Here is a 21,342-nt window from a genome sequence, read left to right as displayed (position 1 = left end):
AAACCAAGAAGCTTATTAGCGTTATTTCTTGTCTTTCTCTGGGGGCACTGAAAAAGGGAAAGTGCCAAACATGTTTTGAGTCTGGTTTTGCATCTGTTCCTGCATTTGCACAAACAAATTCTTGGACTGTTCAACATAATTACTCATGGCGTTATTTAGTACAGGCGCCTGAATACTCATGAATTGTGCCCAGGCATCGGGATTGAACTGAGACCCATACATACCCTTGGATTGATCAGTCAGACGCTCCTGGATATCAACAAAAGCCTGCATGTTTTTTTCCAGGTACGTACCCATTACCCCCTGCATGGCATTGCCATAGAAGCGAATAATATGTTCAAGCATGGTGGAACTGAACATGGGTACCCCGTCGCCTTCCAGTTCAAGAATAATTTGCAGCAAGATGCTTCGGGTGATCTCTTCGCTGGTTTTGGCATCAATGACTTGAAATTTAATGTTATCAAGTACCAGTTTCCTGACATCTGCCAGGGTAATATAAGCACTGGATTCAGTATCGTAAAGCCGGCGGTTGGGGTATTTTTTAATAATACGCGTTTGCCCGGTTTCTGGTGAATTTATCATAATAATTTATTTATGTAATGAAGCGTACAACCCCACCCCTAAGGGTGGGGCCAGGGACTACCCCATATGCAAGCCACCATTAACCGAGAAGTCGGCACCGGTGCTGAAACCGGCATCTTCCGAAGCCAGCCATGCAACCATTGAAGCAATTTCTTCGGGTGCTCCCAAACGGCGAACGGGAATCGTACCTACAATTTTCTCCAGTATTTCGGGACGAATAGAGCGAACCATTTCAGTGCCAATATAACCCGGAGAGACAGTATTAACCGTTACACCACGACTGGCCACTTCCTGGGCAAGCGCCATGGTAAAACCGTGAATACCTGCCTTGGCGGTAGAGTAGTTGGTTTGGCCAAACTGGCCTTTTTGACCGTTAACGGAACTGATATTAATAATACGGCCCCAACGTTTTTCATACATGTGCTCTATAACCTGTTTGGTTACATTGAATAGACTGTTCAGGTTGGTGTCCATCACCATTTTCCAGTCTTCCAGGTTCATTTTACGAAAAACGCCATCACGGGTAATTCCAGCGTTATTTACCAGCACATCAATGGGACCATGTTCTTTTTTGATTTTATCAAAAGTTTCAACGGTAGAATCCCAATCGGCAACGTTACCGGCCGATGCAAAAAACTTGTACCCCAATGCGGCTTGCTCATCGATCCATTTCTGGGCATTTCGGTTAGGCCCGCAACCCGCAATAACCTTGAAACCATCCTTGTGTAAACGCTGGCAAATAGAGGTACCAATACCACCCATTCCACCTGTTACATATGCAATTTTCTGACTCATAAGATCTCCGCTTATTTTATTTACTCATGTACAAAAACTAATAAAAACCAATACTATATTGCCTTAACTTTTACATACTTTCCGGGTGCTGCCTCTATCTCAGGGTAACTCCCATTACCTGGTGTTTTCTTTGCCCGCACTTTTTTACCGGCATGAGAGGCCAGCCACTCGGACCAATCTGGCCACCAGCTACCCTGAACCTGAGTGGTGCTGTCAAGCCATTGACTGCTAAGCGGAAAATCCTGTTCCGCTTCGGCATTGGAAACCCAGTAATTACGCTTATTTTTGACTGGCGGATTGATAACCCCAGCGATATGACCCGAAGCTCCCAATACAAAACGCGTTGGCCCTTGTAAAATATTCGTAGAGGCGTAAGCAGAATCCCATGGTACGATGTGATCATCTTTTGATGCATAAACATAAGCGGGCATGTCCAGCAGGCCAAGGTCTACAGGGGTACCTGAAACACTTAGGGAGTTGGGCTTTTTAAGGTTGTTTTCCAGGTAGGTATTACGGAAATACCAGGTAAAGAAAGGACCTGGCAAATTGGTGCCGTCTGCATTCCAGTAAAGCAAGTCAAAGGCAGTGGGGGATTGCCCTTTCAGGTAGTTATTAACGACATAATTCCAGACCAGCTCATTAGGACGCAAAAATGAGAAGGTGGTACCCAATTCGGCGGCAGAAAGCAAGCCGCCCTGCCCCAATTGCTGCTCGCGCAGTGAGGCATGTGCCTCATCCACAAACACATCCATGATGCCGGTTTTTTCAAAATCAAGGAAGGTGGTTAACAGGGTTAATGCCCCGACTGGGTCCTGGCCACGTTGACGGGCAACCGCCAAGGCACATGCCAGCATAGTTCCCCCAACGCAGAATCCAAGCGCATTGATTTTTTCTTGCCCTGAGATTTCAGACACCACCGAGATGGCTTTTAACACGCCTTGCTCAATGTAATCATCCCAAGTGGCATTCTGAATGCCATCTTTGTCTTCGGGCAATGGGTTGCGCCAGGACACCAGAAATACGGTATGACCCTGGGCAACGGCATAAGCCACCAGGGAGTTTTCGGGTTGAAGGTCTAAAATATAATATTTATTGATGCAAGGCGGCACCATTAACAAGGGCGTTTCATGTACCGTAGGGGTTTGCGGCTTGTATTGAATAAGCTGAAAATACGGGTTTTCAAATACCACTGAGCCTTCGGTAATAGCCAGGTCGCGGCCCACTTCAAAAACTGTTTCATCGGTTTGGGTAATACGCCCTTTTTGCATGTCATGCATCAGGTTTGCCATGCCTTTTTGCAAAGACTCACCCTGACTTTCCTGAAAGGCTTTCAGGGCATCGGGATTAAGCGCAAAAAAGTTGGAGGGGGCAAAAGCATCCAGCCATTGCGTTACCGAAAATCTCAGGCGATCCCGGTTGGCATCGGGAATTTCCAGTTGATCAACCCATTTATTCATGGTTTGCGCTGACAGCAGATAAAGATGGGCAAGCGCTGAAAACTGGGGATTATGCTGCCAGGCCTCGCTGCTGAAACGACGGTCTTTCACAGCGGGCAGGTTTCCCTGGGTGGCATGCAACATAAGTTGCCTGAAGTTTTCGGTAAATTCCGTTTGCAATTGCTGGATTTGCGCTGGGTTTACCATTGGCATCATCCATGGCATGTTTTTTGTAAATTGGTCATACTTCATTTTGTCACCCCTTTTTAAGCCCGAAAAACGTTACAACATTTAATTCACCATTATGTCTTTTAAGATAAAGGAATAGTCAAAGTTATTCAACTTTGTGAGAAATATCGTTGCCAGAAGTAACATTTATTCCTGCTATTTTACCTTCCACGCAACAGTCACCATGCGACCCGTCTGGCTTTGCCTTCGATAAGAAAAGAAACGTTCATGATTCATAAAAGTACATAATTTGCTTTCTTCAACAGCACTTACACCATTTTTCTGTAATCGATAAACCGCCAGCGCTGACAAATCAGCCAACCATTTCCCAGGGTGATGCGGATGTGATCGAAAATACAACGCCTGATTTTCATCATTATTCATAAAAGCGTCATAAACTTCTTGCCCAACCTCAAAAGCCTCCACACCAATGGCCGGCCCAATCCAGGCCCGAAACTCTTTCTCCCGGGTTTTGCTTCTCATTTTTTCCAGCGTGTTTTCAAGTACACCATTAAGCAGGCCGCGCCAGCCGGCATGCGCCACACCTATCACCTGACCATTTTCAGCGCTTATCACTACCGGCAGGCAATCTGCTGTCATGATGGCAAGCACCTTGTTTATTTCTGTGGTTACCGCAGCATCTGCCGTAATCAGCAAATCATTGGCGCCAGGCTGGTCAGCATCATGCACACCAGTGCCGTGAACCTGCTCAAGCCACACCACTTGCCCCGGCAGCAAACACTGCAAGCGGTCTCTATTTTGCCCAACAAGCAGTGGATCATCGCCTGTATGTAAACCCAGATTCATTGAGTCATAAGGCGGCTGGCTAAACCCACCTTGCCGGGTAGTACAAAAATACTGCACGCCGGGCCACGGTTGCCCCGTTACCGTATTGTTTGGTATGGCACCGTTATTATCATGCCTGTTTTTTTCGGACCTCATTGTTGCATGTCTTCCCATTGGATATTGGCAATCACCTGTTGCATATCCTGTGCCAGCACAGACTCAAACTCACAAACGTTTTCCGTTTCCGGGTCTATGAATTGCAGGCGGCGTGCATGGAGCATCTGCCGCTGTGCGCCAGCCAAGGATTTTCCACCGTACAACTCATCCCCCAGAAGCGGGTGCCCGATACTGGATAAATGCACCCTGATCTGGTGAGTGCGTCCGGTTTCCAGTTTACAGCGCACCCATGACACGGCCTTTTCCTGCACCATGCCCAATGCCAGCAAGGCATAATGAGTCCGGGCTTCTTTAGGGGCGATGGGCCGGTCGGTTGACATCCGCACCGGCACTTTACGGTCTCGCCCTATCGGGGCGTCTATGACTCCTTGCGACTTGACCTGCCCCATCACCAGCGCCACATATTCACGCCCCACGGTACGAGCCTGTAATTGCCGTACCAGATGCGTTTGCGCCTGTTCGGTACGGGCAACCACCAGAAGACCCGAGGTATCCTTGTCAAGACGATGCACAATACCGGCGCGTGGCACATGCGCCAACTCGGGAAAGCGGTACAGCAAACCATTTAGCAAGGTACCATGCCAATTACCTGCCCCAGGATGGGTAACCAGTCCGGCTGGTTTTTCTACCACAATCCACTGGCTGCTTTGTGCCAAAACCGTAAAATCAACCGGCTCGGGCGTAAACGCCAGACTTTCTTCGGCTATGGGTTCCCAAACGGTAATAATGTCGCTAGCACCCACAATTTGCCTGACTTTACCCGGTTTTTCGTTTACAGTTACATATCCCGACTCTATCCAGGATTGCAACCTGTTTCTTGAGTGCTCGGGAATTAATTGCGCCAGTATTTTATCAAGGCGATCCCCCTTTACCGAAACGGGCAACCTGAAAACACGTGGTTCTGTGTCAATAAATTCATCTTGTTGGGAAATTGTGGTATCAGACATGGATTAATAATCATATAATGTTGTTCGCAATGCTAACATTGTGTGAACCCTTTTGGCTTTTAACTTACTGTAACCCATCTAATTATGCAAAAAAGTATTATTCGTCACTCATTATTGGTGCTGTGTTCCCTGGCTGTTGCCGGGTGCAGTGGTGTGTTCAAGAGCCAGGAAGATAAAACACAAGGTTGGACTGCAGACCAGCTTTACCAGGAAGCCCGGGACAACGTACGAGCCTCTGAGTGGAAAAGTGCCAGTCAGAACCTAAGCGCCGTAGAAACCCGTTTTCCCTATAGCAGCCAGGCGCAACAGGCACTTATTGACCAGGCATATGTATACTGGAAAGATGACGAGCCCGAACAGGCTACCGCGTCCATTAATCGTTTCCTGGCACTGTACCCCAACCACCCTGGCACCGATTACATGCTTTACCTTAAAGGACTGGTTACGTTTACCCCGCCCAGTGCATTCTTAAGCAGCTATACCGGCCAGGACCCCAGCGAACGTGACCCCAAAGGCCTGCGCCAGTCCTACCAGGCATTCAATGAACTAATTACCCGTTTCCCCGACAGCCGTTATGCGCATGACGCACGCTCTCGTATTACATGGCTGGTCAGCACCATTGCCGAAAACGAAGTTAACGTTGCCGAATACTATTACAAGCGCGATGCCTATGTGGCAGCCATTAATCGCAGCCAGGCAGTCATTCGCGACTTCTCGGGTGTCGAAGCGGCCGAACGTGCCCTGTACATCATGATGAAATCTTATGAGAAACTGGGCTTGACCGAACAGGCCAACGATGCCAAACGCGTACTTGAACAGAACTTTCCCAATAGCAAATATTACGCCCAGGGTCTTGACGGCGACAAACACTGGAGCGACATGTTCAAGCCTGCCTCATGGTTTAATAACTAAACCCTTCACCAGGTAAACAAAACCCCGGCAAAATGGCTTTTAAATGGCCAATTTGCCGGGGTTTTATTTATGAAAAAATAAAAATAAAAATTCAATACAGCACTAAACTTAGCCCTAGGGAAAAACCAAAAGGGTGAAAATTCACCTAAGCTTTTGGGCTCAGCTCAATAATCTTGAAATAATTCAGGTTTGATTAGCCTCATCAACCGGTGGTTCTGACTTGTCAAAAAAACTAACCGCCTCTTCCAGATAACGGGTGCGGCTAAAAGAAGGCAAGCCCCGCCAAAGCAGTTTTCCATAAGGCTTTTCTACCAACCTGCGGTCACCCACCATTAATACCCCCCAATCGCTTTCAGTACGAATCAGGCGTCCGGCCCCCTGTTTCAAGGCAATCGCCGCCCCCGGAATTTGATATTCAAAAAAAGGATTTCCCCCTTCCTGGCGACAGGCCTTGATGCGAGCCTCCAGTACAGGGTCATCGGGCGGGGCAAAAGGAAGTTTGTCGATCGCCACCAGGGTAAGGATATCTCCGGGAAAATCCACCCCTTCCCAGAAACTGGCGCTGCCCACCAGCACGGCATTGGCATGTTGCCTGAATCGCTGGATTAATTGACCACGGGTACTTTCCCCTTGTTTCATGACCGGGCGATCCACGTCTTCCTTGTCAAAGGCTTTAATGAGCAAGTGGGCAAAATAATCAACCGCCCTAAGCGTGGTGCACAATACCAATACGCCACCTGGTGTAGCCTTGATCAGGGGCAGCAAGGTATCAACAAAGGCCTGGGCAAAATCGGGGGACTGGGTTTCGGGCAAATGGTTAGGCACATACAACAAGGCCTTGTCTTTGTAATTGAACGGTGATTCCCAGCGTTCGGTGCGGGCGTTGTGCAAGCCCAGCTGTCGCGTAAAATGAGAAAAATCTTTGTACACGGAAAGCGTGGCCGAGGTAAACACCCAGGCCTGCTCGGGTTTTTTATAACGGGCAAAGGTATGCACCGACAGGGGGGCCGAATTCAAGCGCAAATGATGCAGGCCAAATTCCACCCAGCGCACCAGAATATCCTGTTGCCGGTTTTTTTTACTGGTATCAGCGGATGTTTCATTTTCAGGCTCTTCATTTTCTTCAGCGGAATCAGGTTCAACCTCTGGTAAGGCAGCATGGGACCAGCGGTAAATTTTAGCCCGAAGTTCTGTGCCGCTTTTAGCGGCGGCCATTAAATCTGGATGCCGCTCTTGCACCGCCACCAACATACGTACCAGCTTGTCCAGCTCGTCTTCCATGTTAGCCAGTGCTTCATTGAATTTATCAAGTTCGGGAATTTGCTCGTAGGTAGCCTTCTTTCCAGGCAATTTATCTATGCCGGCCGCCACCAGCCGCAAATCTTTCACATAGTATTCAACTTTCTTGCAAATCTCGCTCCAGCGAGCCGAATCACGTGCCTGGCTCAGGCAGGCAACTTCGGTCACTTTCAGGAAATCCATAATTTGCGAGGTGGCAACGGTATCACCCAAAAAGCGGGTTGCCGTATCAGGTAACTGGTGCGCTTCATCAAAAATAACGGTATCAGCGGCCGGTAGCAAATCAGCAATACCCTCTTCTTTCAGAACCAGGTCTGCAAAAAACAAAGCATGGTTAATGACCACGACATCGGCTTCCTGCGCATTGCGCCGTGCTTTCAGCATAAAGCAATCTTTAACAAAAGGGCAATCCTGGTTCAGGCAGTTCTCGCGGGTGGAAGTCGCCCTGCCCCAGATATCGGCATCTTCGGGCACCTTTGCACAATCGGTTTTATCACCCGAGTGACTGCGGTCGGCAAATTGCCGGATATACCGAAGCTGCACCACCTCTTCTTTTGAACGCAATGAGCGATCATCCTGCTCCATGCGATCCAGATGATAATGGCAAACATAATTGCTGCGCCCCTTAAGCAGGGCAACATGCACGGGCAGAGCCATGATTTTTTTCAGGCGCGGTACATCTTTGGTATACAGCTGATCTTGCAGGGTACGGGTACCGGTTGACACAATAACCTTGCCACCCGACAAAAATGCGGGCACCAGATAGGCCCAGGTTTTACCGGTGCCGGTACCGGCCTCTGCCACCAGGACCGATTTGGCCTGAATAGTTTCATCAATAGCCTGCGCGAGCTGAATTTGTGCATCCCGCACCTTGTAACCCGGTATGGCACCGGCAAAAGGCCCCTCTTGCAGGAACCAATCGGAAATTTCAAAATCAAGAACTCGCACACGCTTTCCAAACAACAAAAAATGAAGGCAATCCGCCCATACGCCATTTTAATGATAGTAACGAGGCAAGGGCACTTATCCGCTGAAAGAGGACGAAATAATCCGGTATCAAGCGACAAACATTCATACAAATTAACGAATATGAGTAGCCCCCTCCCTACAAGCCTGCCGCTTATGGCACAATTTACAGTTCGTTTTTAATTATTTTTAAGCAAACATGTCCGAAACCCCAAGTACCGAAACTGCCACAGGCATTGATGAACAACGCATTATTACGCTACTGGCCCAAGAGCTGAACGTACGCCCGGCACAGATTGCCGCTACGGTTTCCCTGCTTGATGAAGGTGCAACCGTTCCCTTTATCGCCCGTTACCGCAAAGAGGCAACCGGCGGCCTTGACGATACCGTTTTGCGTAACCTTGAGGTGCGTCTTCTGTATGTACGGGAGCTGGAAACCCGCCGCCTGGCCATTATCGAATCTATCAGCCAGCAGGGCAAACTGACCCCGGAACTGGAGGCTTCCATTGGCGCTGCCGACACCAAACAGCGCCTTGAAGATCTTTACGCCCCCTTCAAGCCCAAGCGTCGTACCCGGGCCCAGATTGCCAAAGAAGCGGGGCTTGAACCGCTGGCCGATGAAATCCTGGCCAATAAAAATGCGGTGCCTGCCGAACTGGCCGAACAATACATCAACCTGGAATTGAACGTCAAAGACGCCAAGGCAGCCCTTGACGGTGCCCGCGACATTCTGGCCGAACGTTTTGCCGAAAACGCCGACTTGCTAGCCGACATGCGCGATCACTTGTGGAACCAGGGCTGGTTATACGCCAAGGTTGTTGAAGGTAAGGAAACCGAAGGCGACAATTTCCGTGACTGGTTTGACTTCAAAGAGCCCGTTAAAACCCTGCCTTCCCACCGCACCCTGGCTTTACTGCGCGGGCGCCAGCAGGGTATGCTTGATTTGCGCATTGGCCTGAATGAAGAGCAGGACGCCCTGGTACCCCACCCTTGTGTGATTCGTATTAGCGAATTTCTGCAACTGGATGCCGATTACACCCTTGATGCCAGTGCACGTGGCAAATGGCTGGCCGACGTTTCCCGCTGGACATGGCGGGTAAAACTGTTAACCGCTTTTGAGTCTGAAATGATGGGCAAACTACGCGAACAGGCCGAAGAAGAAGCCATCAAGGTATTTGCCGCCAACCTGAAAGACCTGTTGCTCGCCGCACCGGCCGGACCAAAATCAGTGCTGGGGCTAGACCCGGGCATTCGTACCGGCGTCAAGGCGGCAGCCATTGACCCAACCGGAAAATTGCTGGATACCGCCACCATCTATCCCTTTGAACCACGACGCGATCGCGAAGGTTCTATTCGTACACTGGCCGCCCTGGTCGCCCGTCACAAAATTCAGTTAATTGCGATTGGCAACGGTACCGCTTCACGCGAAACCGAAAAACTGGTGGCTGACATGTTGCAAGCTTTCCCCAACCCCGATGTCAAGAAAATCGTGGTGTCCGAAGCGGGTGCCTCGGTTTATTCAGCGTCTGAACTGGCCGCCAAAGAATTTCCCGAACTGGATGTCAGCCTGCGCGGTGCCGTTTCTATTGCCCGTCGCCTGCAAGACCCGCTGGCCGAACTGGTCAAAATTGAACCCAAGGCCATTGGCGTTGGCCAGTACCAGCACGATGTCAACCAGCGTGAACTGGCCCGCTCGCTGGATGCGGTTATTGAAGATTGCGTGAACGCAGTAGGCGTTGACGTTAACACCGCCTCTGCCCCCCTGCTAACCCGCGTTTCAGGCCTGAATACAACCTTGGCCAAAAACATTGTCGAATGGCGTGACCAGAATGGCGCCTTCCCCAATCGTGCCGCCTTAATGAACGTCTCTCGCTTTGGTGCCAAAGCCTTTGAACAGGCGGCCGGTTTCCTGCGTATTCCCAACGGAGACAATCCACTGGATGCTTCTTCGGTTCACCCTGAAGCCTACCCGGTAGTGGCGCGTATCCTGGGTAAAATCCAGGCTGATGTCAAAGCCATCATCGGCCAAAAAGATGCCCTGAAAGGCATTTCTCCGGCCGACTTTACCGATGAACGTTTCGGTTTGCCAACAGTTCGGGATATTTTCAGCGAACTTGAAAAACCCGGCCGGGATCCACGCCCCGAATTCAAAACCGCTACCTTCAAGGAAGGCATTGAGTCTATTAACGACCTGCTACCCGGCATGGTGCTGGAAGGGGTTGTGACCAACGTGGCCAACTTTGGTGCCTTTGTGGATATTGGTGTACATCAGGATGGTCTGGTGCATATTTCCGCCCTGGCTGACAAGTTCGTCAAAGACCCGCGCGATGTGGTTCGGGTTGGGCAAACGGTACAGGTCAAGGTTCAGGAAGTAGACGCGCAACGCAAACGGATTGCCTTAACCATGCGGCTGAATGACGATAGCCTGCCAGTTAGCCGTGACAGCGCGAACGCCCCGGCTGGCAACCGTCCTCGTGGTCAAGGCCGCCAAAAACAGGCGGATAACAAACCGCCTGCCAACAATGCCATGGCCGCTGCCTTTGCCAAGCTCAAACGATAATCCGGAAGTATTCCGGCTCTTATCGGCACACTAAACGCAGCACAACAAAATGCCCCGAATCGCTTCGGGGCATTTTCATAGAAATATAATACAAACAGTTAAAGGAAATAATCAGGGTTCAGACGCTTCCACTATTTCGGATGCCTGAAACTGCATGGCCCACATGCGGGCATAAATAGCATTTTTCTCTAGCAATTCACTATGAGTACCCTGCTCCATAATTTTTCCCTGATCCATTACAATAATCCGGTCGGCATCCACAATGGTTGAAAGCCGATGGGCAATAATCAGTGTAGTACGGTTTTTGGCAATCTGGAACAGTTCATCCTGAATCTTGCGCTCGGTTCGGGTATCCAGTGCACTGGTGGCTTCATCCAGCACCAGAATGGGCGGATCTTTCAAAATGGTGCGGGCAATGGCGACCCTTTGCTTTTCTCCTCCGGACAATTTCAGGCCCCGCTCACCCACCTGTGATTCATACCCCTCGGGAAGGCTGCTCACAAACTGATGAATACTGGCTGACTTGGCCGCTTCTATGACCTCATCGTGTGTGGCCGAAGGACGACCATAGGCAATATTGTAATAAATGGAATTATTGAACAGCACCGTATCCTGGGGCACAATGCCAATATGCTGGCGCAGGCTTAACTGGGTATAAGAACGGATATCCCTGCCATTGATCAGGATACTGCCTGAACTGACATCATAAAAACGGAACAGCAATCGTGACAGGGTAGACTTGCCTGCCCCTGAGGTGCCCACCACCGCCACCGTTTCGCCTGCCCCTACCCTGAAAGACACCTTATGCAAAATCTGCCGCTCACTTTCATAAGAAAAGCAGACATCCTGAAACACAATTTCGGCATGGCGGGTGTTTAACGCGATAGCACCTTTATCATCCTTGATTTCCTGCTGCTCGTCCATGAGACCGAACATGCGTTCCATGTCAGACAATGAGTTCTTGATTTCACGATAGATGAATCCCAGGAAATTAAGCGGTGCATACAACTGAGTAAGATAGGCCGAGACCAGTACAACGTCGCCGACGGTCATGCTACCTTGCACCACCCGGTCGGCCGACATCCACAGCAAAATGGTAATGCCAGTGGTAATAATAACCCCCTGACCTGCATTAAGAATATTGAGTGATATCTGGTTCTTGACCGAGGAGTCCACCCATTTGCTCAGGTTTTCATCATAGCGATTAATCTCGTAGGCTTCGTTATTAAAATACTTAACGGTTTCATAATTGATGAGGGCATCAATAGCCTGGGTATTGGCCATGCTGTCCAGACTGTTCATGCGTCGGCGCATGACCATGCGTTTTTCAGTCACGGTAAAAGTGAACAGGATATAGGCAATAATGGTTAGCATGGTTACCGCTGCAAACCAGATATCGTAACGCCACAACAAGATACCCATCACCATCAGCAATTCCAGCAAGGTGGGCAAAATATTGAACAGGGTAAAGTTCAATACAAAGCCAATGCCTTTGGTACCCCGGTCTATATCCCTGCTAAGGCCGCCGGTTTGACGCAGCAGGTGAAACCGCATGGACAGGCCAAACAGGTGTTCAAAGATGGTTTTGGCAATTTTACGTATGGAGCCCTGCGTGACCCTGGCAAACAGGGCATCCCTGAGCTCACCAAAAAGACTGCTGGAAACTCGTGCAAGGCCATACCCCAGCAAAGCGGCCACCGGTAAAACCAGGGCAGTGGGTGGCACACTAAGCTGGTCAACAATATCTTTTAAAAAAATGGGCAAGATGACGCTGGCCACTTTGGCCAACACCAGGAATAACAAGGCAAAGCCAACGCGCCATTTGAATTGCCATACGTAAGGTAACAGGGATAAAACAACGTCAAAACTGATTTTTTTAGACGCCGACTTCTGTGGATACTGCTCTGATTGAGTTCTCATATATATTCTTGTAACAACGGACCCATCTTATTTCCTGCTCCGCACTCAGGCGGCGTAAGGGCTGGGCAAGATGACAACCCTTTTCATCCCTGTAATGACAACGGTCATAAAAAAAACAACCACTGGGCAAGTGGCGGTTACCCGGCAATTCGGGCAAATCAACAGGCCCTTTCATGGCAAGGCTACCTGTCATATCGGGTACAGCATCCAGCAAAAGTTCGGTATAGGGATGCGCCGGTTTTTGCAATATGTCAGACGTATGACCCAACTCGACAATTTGCCCCAGGTACATCACCGCAATCCTTTTGCTCATATGCTTTATAACAGAAACATTATGGGAAATCAGGATATAGCTTAAATTTCTGGCTTTTTGCAAATCATTAAGCAAATTCAAAATTTGCGCCTGAACCGAAATATCCAGTGCCGAGGTGGGTTCATCCAGCACAATAATATCAGGATTGGGTGCCAGGGCACGTGCAATGGCAATCCTCTGGCGCTGTCCCCCCGAAAACTCATGCGGGTAACGGTCCAGGTATTCTTCACGCAATCCTACCTGGACCGCCAAGTCTGCGGCTATTTGGCGCAATTGCCCCCGTGAATGGCCGCCCTGGATATGAATGGGCTCGGTAATGACTTTCCAGACGGGTAAACGCGGGTCCAATGAAGACTGCGGGTCCTGGAAGACAATCTGGATAGTGGGTTTGGCACCGGCTGTCTGCCAGCTTACACTGCCCCGGACCGGTTGCAGCAAACCCATTAACACTTGGGCAAGCGTGCTTTTTCCACAGCCCGATTCTCCCACGATACCCAGGGTTTCGCCGGCATCAACATCCAGGTCTATGCCGTTCAGGACATGCGCAGTAGACTTCACCTGTCCCAACCAGTTTTTTTGAACCGGAAAGTGGACATGAATATCGCTCAGGGAAACAAGGCAGTTATCGGGCAGGCGATTATCTGGCATGGCGTTCATCCTCTTCCTGTACAATCCAGCAGGCCACTTTGTGGGATGGATCTGACGTTAAGGGCAATAAATCAGGGGCATTGCGACAAATGTATTCCTTGCGTTCGCAACGGTTCATGAATGAACAGCACGTGGGCAATTGCGCCAGGTCGGGCACTTGCCCGCCAATCGTTTTTAAAGGTGTCCCCGGCACCACGTTTTCCGGCAAACCGGCCAGCAAACCTTGCGTATACGGATGCCTTGGCCGGCGCATAACGTCGCGGGTCTGTCCGTCTTCCACCACAGCACCGGCATACATCACATATACCCGTTCACAAAATTGAGAAACCACCGCCATATCGTGGGTAATTAATAAAATGGCGGCACCGGTTTTACGGGCCCGCTCGCGAAGCAAAAGCAAAACCTGTTTTTGTACGGTCACATCCAGTGCTGTGGTCGGCTCATCGGCAATCAGCAACTTGGGTTCACAGGAAAATGCCAGGGCAATCATAATACGCTGGCGCATGCCGCCTGACAACTCAAACGGATAACTGTCAACCACCCGTTCCGGGTCGGCAATATACATGTCCCGCAGCAGATCCAGGGTTTTTTCTTTGGCCTTTGCCTTGCTCATGGATTGATGCTGCAAAATCACATTGACAATTTGTTTACCCACTTTCATGACTGGGTTCAGCGCTGTCATCGGTTCCTGAAAAATCATGGAAACTTCACGCCCCCTTATGGCTCGCATTTCTTTTTCACTTAGCTTCAGGACATCTTTACCCGACTGGTAGATGGTGCCATGCGTAACCCGGTAGCTGTCAGCAGGGATTAAACGCATGCTCATCATGGCGCAAACCGACTTTCCCGACCCCGACTCGCCTACCAGACCAACAATTTCACCGGCCCCCACCTGCAAAGTAACCCCGTTCAGGGCTTTGACCGCCCCTTTGTAAATGGGAAATTCAATATGCAGGTTTTCGACACTCAGTACCTGTTCATTGCTCTGGCCAACATGATTCTCTTGCATTACTTCACCTTCTGTTTGGGGTCCAGCATATCGCGCATCCCGTCACCCAACAAGTTAAAGCCAATAGCCGTTATCAAGATGGCCAGGCCGGGAAAGGTGGAATACCACCACTGGTCTATCAGAAAGTTACGTCCGGCAGAAACCATGGCGCCCCACTCGGCCGTGGGCTGCTGTGCGCCTAAACCAATAAAGCCCAATGCCGCTGCCATCAGAATGGCATTGCCGATATCCAGGGTAGTTTGCACAATAATGGGGGACAGGGCGTTGCGAATCACGTGCCACTGCACGATGTGAAAACGGCTGGCACCAAACGTTTCCGCTGCTTTTACATACACCATTTCACGAATCCCCAGGGTTTGCCCGCGGGCCAGCCTTACGTAATACGGAATTCGCACCAAGGTAATGGCCAACATGGCATTAAACAGGCTGGGCCCCAATGCGGCCGCCAGTGCCATGGTTAACACCAAAGACGGGATGGACAGCATGACATCCATGATGCGCATAATGGTGGTATCAACCCATTTGCCAAAAATACCCGAAAAACAGCCAATAATGGTCCCTATGAAACTGGCGACAAACGCCACAAACAAACCCACGCCAATGGATTGTTGGCCACCATACAAAACCCGGCTGAAAATATCCCGTCCGACTTCGTCGGTGCCAAACCAATGGGCCATTGAAGGCGCCTGCAGGCGCGCCCGCAAATTAATGACATCGGGATGGTAAGGGGCCAATACGGGTGCCAGCAAGGCCGCCAGGCACATGAAAATAATAATACCCAGTCCCACCATGGTCATCGGACTGCGCCGCAACTGATACCAGAAATAGGAACCCCTGTGTTTAAGGCTAGCAAGCATTGCCATCATTAACCCACCTCTTTAATGCGTGGATCAATCACCAAATACAGCAAATCCACCAACAGGTTTAACAACACATAGACAAAGGAAACCAGCACGGCAAAGCCCATGACCGCCGGAAAATCCAGCGCCTGAATAGAGTTAACCACATACAACCCCATCCCGGGCCAGCTGAAAACGGTTTCCGTAAGCACCGCACCATATAACAGATCTCCCAGGGCCAGACCCAGAACGGTGACCGAAGGAATCAGGGCATTGGGCAAGGCGTGTCTGAGAATCACCTGCCACTTGGGCAGGCCATAGGCTTTGGCGGTACGGATATAATCTTCGCTTAACTGTTCCAGCATGGAAGAACGGATCTGCCGTGACACCACCCCCAAATGCACAAAACTTAAGGTAACGGCGGGCAACACAAGATGCCAGAGCGCATTGTAAAATGTCTTCATTTGCCCGGCCAGCAGCGAATCCACCAGATAAAAGCCGGTAACAAACGGCGGGACGGCTACCCCCTGACTAAGCCGCCCCCCGGCGGGGAACCAGGAAAGATTGCCATAAAAAATAATAATCAGCCCCATCCCTAACCAAAAGGCCGGCATGGAAATACCCATGACCGAAATGCTTCTGGTAATTTGGTCCATCCACTTGTCTTTATAAACGGCAGACAACACCCCAAGCGGCACGCCAATTAAAATGGCCAGTATCAGGGAAACCACGGCCAGCTCCATGGTGGCCGGAAAAAACGCCAGCAAATCCTGCAACACCGGCCGGCCAGTGCGAATTGAGGTGCCCAGATCACCCTGCAACAGTCCTTTCAGATATAACCAGTATTGCTCATACAAGGGAAGGTTCAGGCCCAGTTTTTCACGGATGGCATCAACCATGGCCTGGCTGGCCCGATCACCGGCAATGAGACGGGCCGGATCACCCGGAATCAGATGGGAGACAATAAAAGTAATGACCGAAACGCCCAGCACCACAAAAACCAGGCCAGCAAGACGTTTGGAAATAATTTGAAAAACCGACATACCCGGTATCCATCAGCAAAAACGCCCGTTAGACGAGCGTTTTGCCTGTTAGTTAGCGTTAATGAACAAGCTGTTTATTCCTTGCTGATATCTTGTACGTTATAAACGTCATCCAGCATGGGATTATACGAATAGCCTTTCACGTTATCACGCAAGCCAATTTCTTCACTTTTCTGGAACAGATAAGCATAGGCGAAATCGTCCAGCACCAGTTTCTGGGCTTGTTGATACAGCTTGGTACGTTCTTCCTGGTCACTGATCTCAGCCGCCTTGCGGATTAGCTGGTCAACCTCGGGGTTTGAATAAAAAGAACGGTTACCCGGCAAACCACCTTTTTCAGAATCAAACCAGTAATTCATGAACATGTACGGATCGGCAAAATCGGGGCTCCAGTTACCCAGTGCAATATCAAACTCACCTTTACCCAGACGATCCCTCATGGTGGCGTTGGCCAGTTTTTCAAGTTTGACATTCACCCCCAGGGCGGCCAGGTTTGCCTGTACGGTTAGGGCAATGGGTTCCCAGTTGGCATCACGGTTTGAATAGAGTAGTGTCAGGTCTTGTTTACCCAGCTTGGCTTTGGCCAAACTGGCCTTGGCGGCTTCCAGGTCCTGTTTGAAATCAGGATTGGAATCGTCATAAGCCCACATACCATCAGGAATGGGCCCTTTAAGCTGTTTTCCCTGATTGTTCAACACACCTTCAACAATCCCCTGGTAATCAATCGCCTCAACAACCCCCTTGCGGGCATCCAGATTAGCCAACGGACCGGTTTTATTATTCAGATATAAGTAAGTCACCAATAAAGAGGGCACTTTCTCAAATTGCACGCCCGGTTTGCCTTTCAGGGACTCGATCTGGTCAACCGGCAGCTTGGCCACGATATCCAGGTCGCCGTTTTGCAATTGCAGGCGCTGGGCCGATGCATCAGGAATGATTTTTAAAAGCACCTTATCCAGAACGGGCTTTTCACCCGCATAATGGGGATTGCGCTCTAGTTGGATGGATTGGCCTTTATCCCACTTGACCATTTGGTAAGGGCCTGAACCGGCCGTATTGCCGGCCAGGAACGTGTCTGCACCGCCTTCGGCTTTTTCTGCAGCCGGGTTGATAATACCCGCACCGTTATTGGCCAGGATATAAAGGAAAGGTGCAAACGGGGTTTCCAGCTTGAATTCAACTGTAAGCGGATCTTTGACACTGGTTTGCATGGCAGGGAAAGGTTCGGAAGGCCCCTGTTTAACGCGTAAAAGCCGGTCAAACGTATATTTGACCGCGTCGGCATTGACATCGCTACCATCGGCAAACTTGTGTCCCGGTTTAAGCTTGAAGGTCCATGTCAGGTTATCATCGGACGCGGTCCAGCTGTCGGCAAGATCGCCTTCCACATCAGTAGAGCCTTTTTTATATTTAACCAGATGCTGGTAACTGGGGTAAGTGACTGTCCAGTCGTTATTGTCGATGGTAACAGCCGGATCCAGGGTTTGTGGATCGGATGATTTGGCAATAACCAGCGTGTCTTTTGGTGTTGCCGCCATAGCCCCTGGCATGGCAACTGAAAAACCAAACGCCGAAGCAAAGACCGTGAGCAGTAATTTTCTGTAAATGCGATGTCCTGACATATGCGATTTCTCCCAATGAATATCGACTTGACCACGGGATATCCTAGCAAAACATCTTTAAAGTAGAAATAGTTGTTTACCCGATTATGGTAAAAAACCTTTCCTTTAGGAAAAAACGTAGCCAGCCATCACACTTTGACCAGATCACTGTCTATCATGGGATAAGCACGACTGTTGGGCAGCTCATAATGCCACCACTCGGAGGGAATGGATCTGAACCCGGCATGCAGCATAATGCCCAGCAGCAACAGCCGGTTTTTTTGCACTTCAGGCGGCAAGTCCGTGCGGTCATGATGGGCGCGTTCTTGCATGTCATCAAAGCCGGTACCCATATCCAGGGCCTGACCCTGCCCGTTTAACAGCGTTACATCAACCGCCACCCCGCGCGAATGGTTTGAGCCTTGTGCTGGATCTGACACATATTGCGCATCTGACAGAACCGACCAGAAAATTTCCTGTGCCTGATTGGGACGATAGGCATCGAAAATTTTCAGGGTTAAGCCTGCCTGCCTGGCATAGTTGGCCGCCTTGCGCAGACAGGCTTCAGCATCGGGGTGCAGGGCACAAACAGCTTCCTGGTAAACCACTTGACCAGCCAGATTATTGGGGGTGGCATAAACCAGGTCTATCACCACGCCAAATTCGTCTTCCGTAATAATTTTTAATGCTGTTTGGCCCACGTCTTCCTCTTTATGCTTTCATTGATTCAATGGCTTCATTCAAAAAAATGATATTACCATCAAGTTCAGCCAGACTGGATGCGGGAAAACCATTGGCCACCAGCTGTCCATCAAGTTTGATGTCAAAACAGCAATCCTGTTCGTTTTTAATTAACAGCTCATTGATATTTTCAGTTTGCAGGCGTTTGCTCACCAAGCCGGCATCTTTCGGGTTATCAAACGGAACGGATAATAGCAACTCTTGTCCGTTTACCGCAATCAGGCGAAAACGGAAACGCCCTTCTTCGTCCCGAAAGCTGACAAAACGAGCCGCCTTGGCTGATTTTTTCTGCTCTTTGGCAGTGGCTTTTACCGCCACAGCATTACGCAAGCCTACCGCCTGGCGAATCTCGTTAATAAACGGCGTCGCTTCACGGCGCGCTTTTTTAGCGCCTTCTTGCAGGATTTCTTCTATCTGGTCGGGCTTGGCCATTAAATCATTGTAACGCTCACGCATGGGTGCCAAGGTGTTTTCCAACAAGTCACCCAGCGCCTGCTTGGCATCGCCCCAGCCCATGCCATCCAAAAGCTGCTGCCTGAAAGCCGCCACCTCTTCCTGGCCCGCAAAAGCCCGGTAAATCGTGAACAAGTGTGCCTCATCGGGATCTTTGGGCTCGCCGGGCAAGCGTGAATCAGTCTGGATACGGGCAATCGCCGCTTTCAGCTGCTTGCTGCCGCCGTCAAACAGGGGAATGGTGTTGTTATAGCTTTTGGACATTTTGCGGCCATCAAGCCCTGGCAAGGTCGCCACTTCTTCTTCGATATGCACTTCGGGCAAGGTGAAATATTCTCGCCCTGCCCCATACTGGTGATTAAAACGCTGGGCAATATCACGGGCCATTTCCAGGTGCTGGATCTGGTCACGGCCAACCGGCACCTTATTGGCATTGAACATGAGAATGTCTGCCGCCATCAGGATGGGGTAAGAAAACAGGCCCATATTGACGCCATCATCAGGTTCCACGTTCTTGGCCACATTCTGGTCTACCGAGGCCTTGTAAGCATGCGCCCGGTTCATTAAGCCCTTGGGGGTAAGGCAAGTAAGAATCCAGCTTAGCTCGGGTATTTCAGGAATATCCGACTGACGGTAAAAAGTAACCCTGCTGGTATCAAGTCCGGCAGCCAGCCAGGTGGCGGCAATTTCCAGACGCGAACGGGCCACGCGCATTGGGTCGTCACATTTAATCAGGGCGTGATAGTCGGCCAGAAAAAAGAAGGCATCAACATTATCTTCACGGCTGGCATTAATGGCAGGCCGGATGGCGCCGGCATAGTTACCCAAATGCGGTGTGCCAGAGGTGGTGATCCCGGTTAGCACTCTTGTATTTTTACTCATGAATTTCAATTCCCCATTTACAGACTGACCGATTCCCGTCGTTCAGATTCAAGATATTCTTTTGATTGCATTTCCATAATACGGGAAACCGTGCGATGGAATTCATTGGACAACGTGCCTTCGGTATATAACTCATCGGGCCCGCACTCGGCCGACATAATCAGATTGACTTTATGATCATATAAAACATCAATCAGCCAGGTAAAACGGCGAGCTTCGGAAGCATGCTTAGGACGCATTCTTGGTACGTCCGATAAAATAATGGTATGAAAACGGCTGGCCAGTTCCAGATAGTCATTTTGTGAACGCGGGCCGCCACACAAGGTGGCAAATGAAAACCACACCACAGACCCGCCCAGGGCTTCGGCACGGATTTCACGATTCTCGATATGTAAAACCGGATTCTGGCTGGCCGTGTCTGACAGCTGATCAAACGCCAGCTGCAACGCCTGACGGGCTTGTTCGGTCAGGGGGGTATGGTACATGTTGACCTGTTCCAGCGTACGCAGGCGGTAATCCACCCCGGTATCCACGTTCAGGACATCCATCCGCTCCTGGATAAGCTTGATAGCCGGCAGGATACGGTCGCGATGCAGGCCATCCGGGTACAGTTCAGAAGGCTCGTAATTAGACGTCATCACAAAAGAAGTGCCATGCTCAAACAGTTTAAGCAACAAACGATACAGAATCATTGCGTCGGCAATGTCCGACACATGGAATTCATCAAAGCAGATCAGGCGGTATTTTTTGGCAATACGGCGCGCCACTTCATCAAGCGGATCCTGGGTACCCTTGATTTGTTGCAGTTGCAAGTGTACGCCCCGCATGAACTCATGAAAGTGAATCCGGGTTTTACGCTTGACCGGCACCGTCAGGTAAAAGGAATCCATTAAGAAACTTTTACCACGACCGACCCCACCCCACATATACACACCTTTGGGGATTTCGGGCCGGCTGAAGATTTTTTTAAGCCTGCTTGAACGCTGTTGCTTGAAGGCTATCCAATCATCATAATACTTCTGCAAACGACGGATTGCCTTCTGCTGTGCCGCATCTGCCTTGTAACCACGTTCACCCAGCGCCTTTTCATAATACTGCAAAACATTCATGATGATAAATACAAGCTCAAATATTGATTATATTAAAAAGGCCTGCAGCCTGGCTGGCTGTTCAGGGAACACCAACCACAAGCCGCAGGCCTGCTA

Annotated in this window: 17 protein-coding genes; 2 read left to right on the top strand and 15 right to left on the bottom strand. The window is 50.0% G+C overall.

Translation table 11 applies throughout. The features are described 5' to 3' along the window. Positions 1-21: 21 nt before the first annotated feature. From phaR to JHL22_RS01010, 5 genes are all read right to left on the bottom strand, one after another. Complete coding sequence (gene phaR / locus JHL22_RS01030) at positions 22-582, bottom strand: polyhydroxyalkanoate synthesis repressor PhaR (protein WP_200232863.1); 561 nt, start codon at positions 580-582, stop codon at positions 22-24. Positions 583-639: 57 nt separating this feature from the next. Then, a complete protein-coding gene (gene phbB, locus JHL22_RS01025; RefSeq protein ID WP_200232853.1) occupies positions 640-1,377 on the bottom strand; it encodes an acetoacetyl-CoA reductase in 738 nt (245 codons plus the stop codon). 53 nt (positions 1,378-1,430) lie between these two features. Beyond that, entirely contained in the window at positions 1,431-3,065 is a 1,635-nt protein-coding gene (locus JHL22_RS01020) for a PHA/PHB synthase family protein (RefSeq protein ID WP_407926750.1), read from the bottom strand. Between the two features lie 132 nt (positions 3,066-3,197). Further along, complete coding sequence (gene pgeF / locus JHL22_RS01015) at positions 3,198-3,983, bottom strand: peptidoglycan editing factor PgeF (protein WP_200232850.1); 786 nt, start codon at positions 3,981-3,983, stop codon at positions 3,198-3,200. After that, positions 3,980-4,951 carry an RluA family pseudouridine synthase gene (locus JHL22_RS01010; RefSeq protein ID WP_200232840.1) on the bottom strand — a complete coding sequence of 324 codons (972 nt, stop codon included), beginning with the start codon at positions 4,949-4,951 and terminating at the stop codon, positions 3,980-3,982. Before JHL22_RS01010 ends, pgeF begins: the two co-directional genes overlap by 4 nt. A gap of 84 nt (positions 4,952-5,035) precedes the next feature. On the opposite strand from JHL22_RS01010, the gene JHL22_RS01005 reads away from it, so the two are divergent. Further along, a complete protein-coding gene (locus tag JHL22_RS01005; protein ID WP_200232838.1) occupies positions 5,036-5,863 on the top strand; it encodes an outer membrane protein assembly factor BamD in 828 nt (275 codons plus the stop codon). Positions 5,864-6,046: 183 nt separating this feature from the next. Here JHL22_RS01005 and yoaA read toward each other — a convergent pair whose 3' ends face one another. Next, on the bottom strand, positions 6,047-8,110 hold the full coding sequence (gene yoaA / locus JHL22_RS01000; protein ID WP_200232836.1) for a DNA repair helicase YoaA: 2,064 nt from the start codon (positions 8,108-8,110) through the stop codon (positions 6,047-6,049). A gap of 217 nt (positions 8,111-8,327) precedes the next feature. Between yoaA and JHL22_RS00995 the strand changes: the two genes are divergently transcribed. Next, on the top strand, positions 8,328-10,688 hold the full coding sequence (locus tag JHL22_RS00995; RefSeq protein WP_200232834.1) for a Tex family protein: 2,361 nt from the start codon (positions 8,328-8,330) through the stop codon (positions 10,686-10,688). 111 nt (positions 10,689-10,799) lie between these two features. Here JHL22_RS00995 and JHL22_RS00990 read toward each other — a convergent pair whose 3' ends face one another. The 9 genes from JHL22_RS00990 to zapE form a co-directional block, all read right to left on the bottom strand. Further along, complete coding sequence (locus JHL22_RS00990) at positions 10,800-12,608, bottom strand: ABCB family ABC transporter ATP-binding protein/permease (RefSeq protein ID WP_200232832.1); 1,809 nt, start codon at positions 12,606-12,608, stop codon at positions 10,800-10,802. Next, entirely contained in the window at positions 12,565-13,569 is a 1,005-nt protein-coding gene (locus tag JHL22_RS00985) for an ABC transporter ATP-binding protein (RefSeq protein WP_234041030.1), read from the bottom strand. The genes JHL22_RS00990 and JHL22_RS00985 overlap by 44 nt, the downstream gene beginning before the upstream one ends. Next, on the bottom strand, positions 13,559-14,578 hold the full coding sequence (locus JHL22_RS00980) for an ABC transporter ATP-binding protein (protein ID WP_200232830.1): 1,020 nt from the start codon (positions 14,576-14,578) through the stop codon (positions 13,559-13,561). Before JHL22_RS00980 ends, JHL22_RS00985 begins: the two co-directional genes overlap by 11 nt. Further along, the gene (gene ddpC / locus JHL22_RS00975; RefSeq protein ID WP_234041029.1) at positions 14,578-15,444 is read right to left on the bottom strand and encodes a D,D-dipeptide ABC transporter permease; all 867 of its coding nucleotides are present in this window, start codon (positions 15,442-15,444) and stop codon (positions 14,578-14,580) included. The genes JHL22_RS00980 and ddpC overlap by 1 nt, the downstream gene beginning before the upstream one ends. Next, the gene (locus tag JHL22_RS00970) at positions 15,444-16,460 is read right to left on the bottom strand and encodes an ABC transporter permease (protein ID WP_200232828.1); all 1,017 of its coding nucleotides are present in this window, start codon (positions 16,458-16,460) and stop codon (positions 15,444-15,446) included. The genes ddpC and JHL22_RS00970 overlap by 1 nt, the downstream gene beginning before the upstream one ends. A gap of 74 nt (positions 16,461-16,534) precedes the next feature. Then, positions 16,535-18,082, bottom strand: coding sequence for an ABC transporter substrate-binding protein (locus JHL22_RS00965; RefSeq protein ID WP_200232824.1), 1,548 nt, complete (start codon positions 18,080-18,082; stop codon positions 16,535-16,537). 128 nt (positions 18,083-18,210) lie between these two features. Then, on the bottom strand, positions 18,211-18,762 hold the full coding sequence (gene ddpX / locus JHL22_RS00960; protein ID WP_200232822.1) for a D-alanyl-D-alanine dipeptidase: 552 nt from the start codon (positions 18,760-18,762) through the stop codon (positions 18,211-18,213). Between the two features lie 10 nt (positions 18,763-18,772). Then, on the bottom strand, positions 18,773-20,137 hold the full coding sequence (locus JHL22_RS00955) for a tryptophan--tRNA ligase (RefSeq protein ID WP_200232820.1): 1,365 nt from the start codon (positions 20,135-20,137) through the stop codon (positions 18,773-18,775). Positions 20,138-20,154: 17 nt separating this feature from the next. Continuing rightward, positions 20,155-21,246 carry a cell division protein ZapE gene (gene zapE / locus JHL22_RS00950; RefSeq protein ID WP_200232813.1) on the bottom strand — a complete coding sequence of 364 codons (1,092 nt, stop codon included), beginning with the start codon at positions 21,244-21,246 and terminating at the stop codon, positions 20,155-20,157. Positions 21,247-21,342 lie beyond the last annotated feature (96 nt).

Source organism: Advenella mandrilli, assembly GCF_016595155.1.
GTDB classification, from domain to species: domain Bacteria; phylum Pseudomonadota; class Gammaproteobacteria; order Burkholderiales; family Burkholderiaceae_B; genus Advenella; species Advenella mandrilli.
The sequence above is the reverse complement of the archived record's forward strand: the minus strand, read 5'-3'. Positions and strand labels throughout refer to the sequence as shown.

What these genes read in the sequence shown, in the direction of transcription:
- phaR (WP_200232863.1), bottom strand. Translation starts at nt 582, where the DNA reads ATGATAAATTCACCAGAAACCGGGCAAACGCGTATTATTAAAAAATAC.
- phbB (WP_200232853.1), bottom strand. Translation starts at nt 1,377, where the DNA reads ATGAGTCAGAAAATTGCATATGTAACAGGTGGAATGGGTGGTATTGGT.
- JHL22_RS01020 (WP_407926750.1), bottom strand. Translation starts at nt 3,065, where the DNA reads ATGAAGTATGACCAATTTACAAAAAACATGCCATGGATGATGCCAATG.
- pgeF (WP_200232850.1), bottom strand. Translation starts at nt 3,983, where the DNA reads ATGAGGTCCGAAAAAAACAGGCATGATAATAACGGTGCCATACCAAAC.
- JHL22_RS01010 (WP_200232840.1), bottom strand. Translation starts at nt 4,951, where the DNA reads ATGTCTGATACCACAATTTCCCAACAAGATGAATTTATTGACACAGAA.
- JHL22_RS01005 (WP_200232838.1), top strand. Translation starts at nt 5,036, where the DNA reads ATGCAAAAAAGTATTATTCGTCACTCATTATTGGTGCTGTGTTCCCTG.
- JHL22_RS00995 (WP_200232834.1), top strand. Translation starts at nt 8,328, where the DNA reads ATGTCCGAAACCCCAAGTACCGAAACTGCCACAGGCATTGATGAACAA.
- JHL22_RS00990 (WP_200232832.1), bottom strand. Translation starts at nt 12,608, where the DNA reads ATGAGAACTCAATCAGAGCAGTATCCACAGAAGTCGGCGTCTAAAAAA.
- JHL22_RS00985 (WP_234041030.1), bottom strand. Translation starts at nt 13,569, where the DNA reads ATGCCAGATAATCGCCTGCCCGATAACTGCCTTGTTTCCCTGAGCGAT.
- JHL22_RS00980 (WP_200232830.1), bottom strand. Translation starts at nt 14,578, where the DNA reads ATGCAAGAGAATCATGTTGGCCAGAGCAATGAACAGGTACTGAGTGTC.
- ddpC (WP_234041029.1), bottom strand. Translation starts at nt 15,444, where the DNA reads ATGATGGCAATGCTTGCTAGCCTTAAACACAGGGGTTCCTATTTCTGG.
- JHL22_RS00970 (WP_200232828.1), bottom strand. Translation starts at nt 16,460, where the DNA reads ATGTCGGTTTTTCAAATTATTTCCAAACGTCTTGCTGGCCTGGTTTTT.
- JHL22_RS00965 (WP_200232824.1), bottom strand. Translation starts at nt 18,082, where the DNA reads ATGTCAGGACATCGCATTTACAGAAAATTACTGCTCACGGTCTTTGCT.
- JHL22_RS00955 (WP_200232820.1), bottom strand. Translation starts at nt 20,137, where the DNA reads ATGAGTAAAAATACAAGAGTGCTAACCGGGATCACCACCTCTGGCACA.
- zapE (WP_200232813.1), bottom strand. Translation starts at nt 21,246, where the DNA reads ATGAATGTTTTGCAGTATTATGAAAAGGCGCTGGGTGAACGTGGTTAC.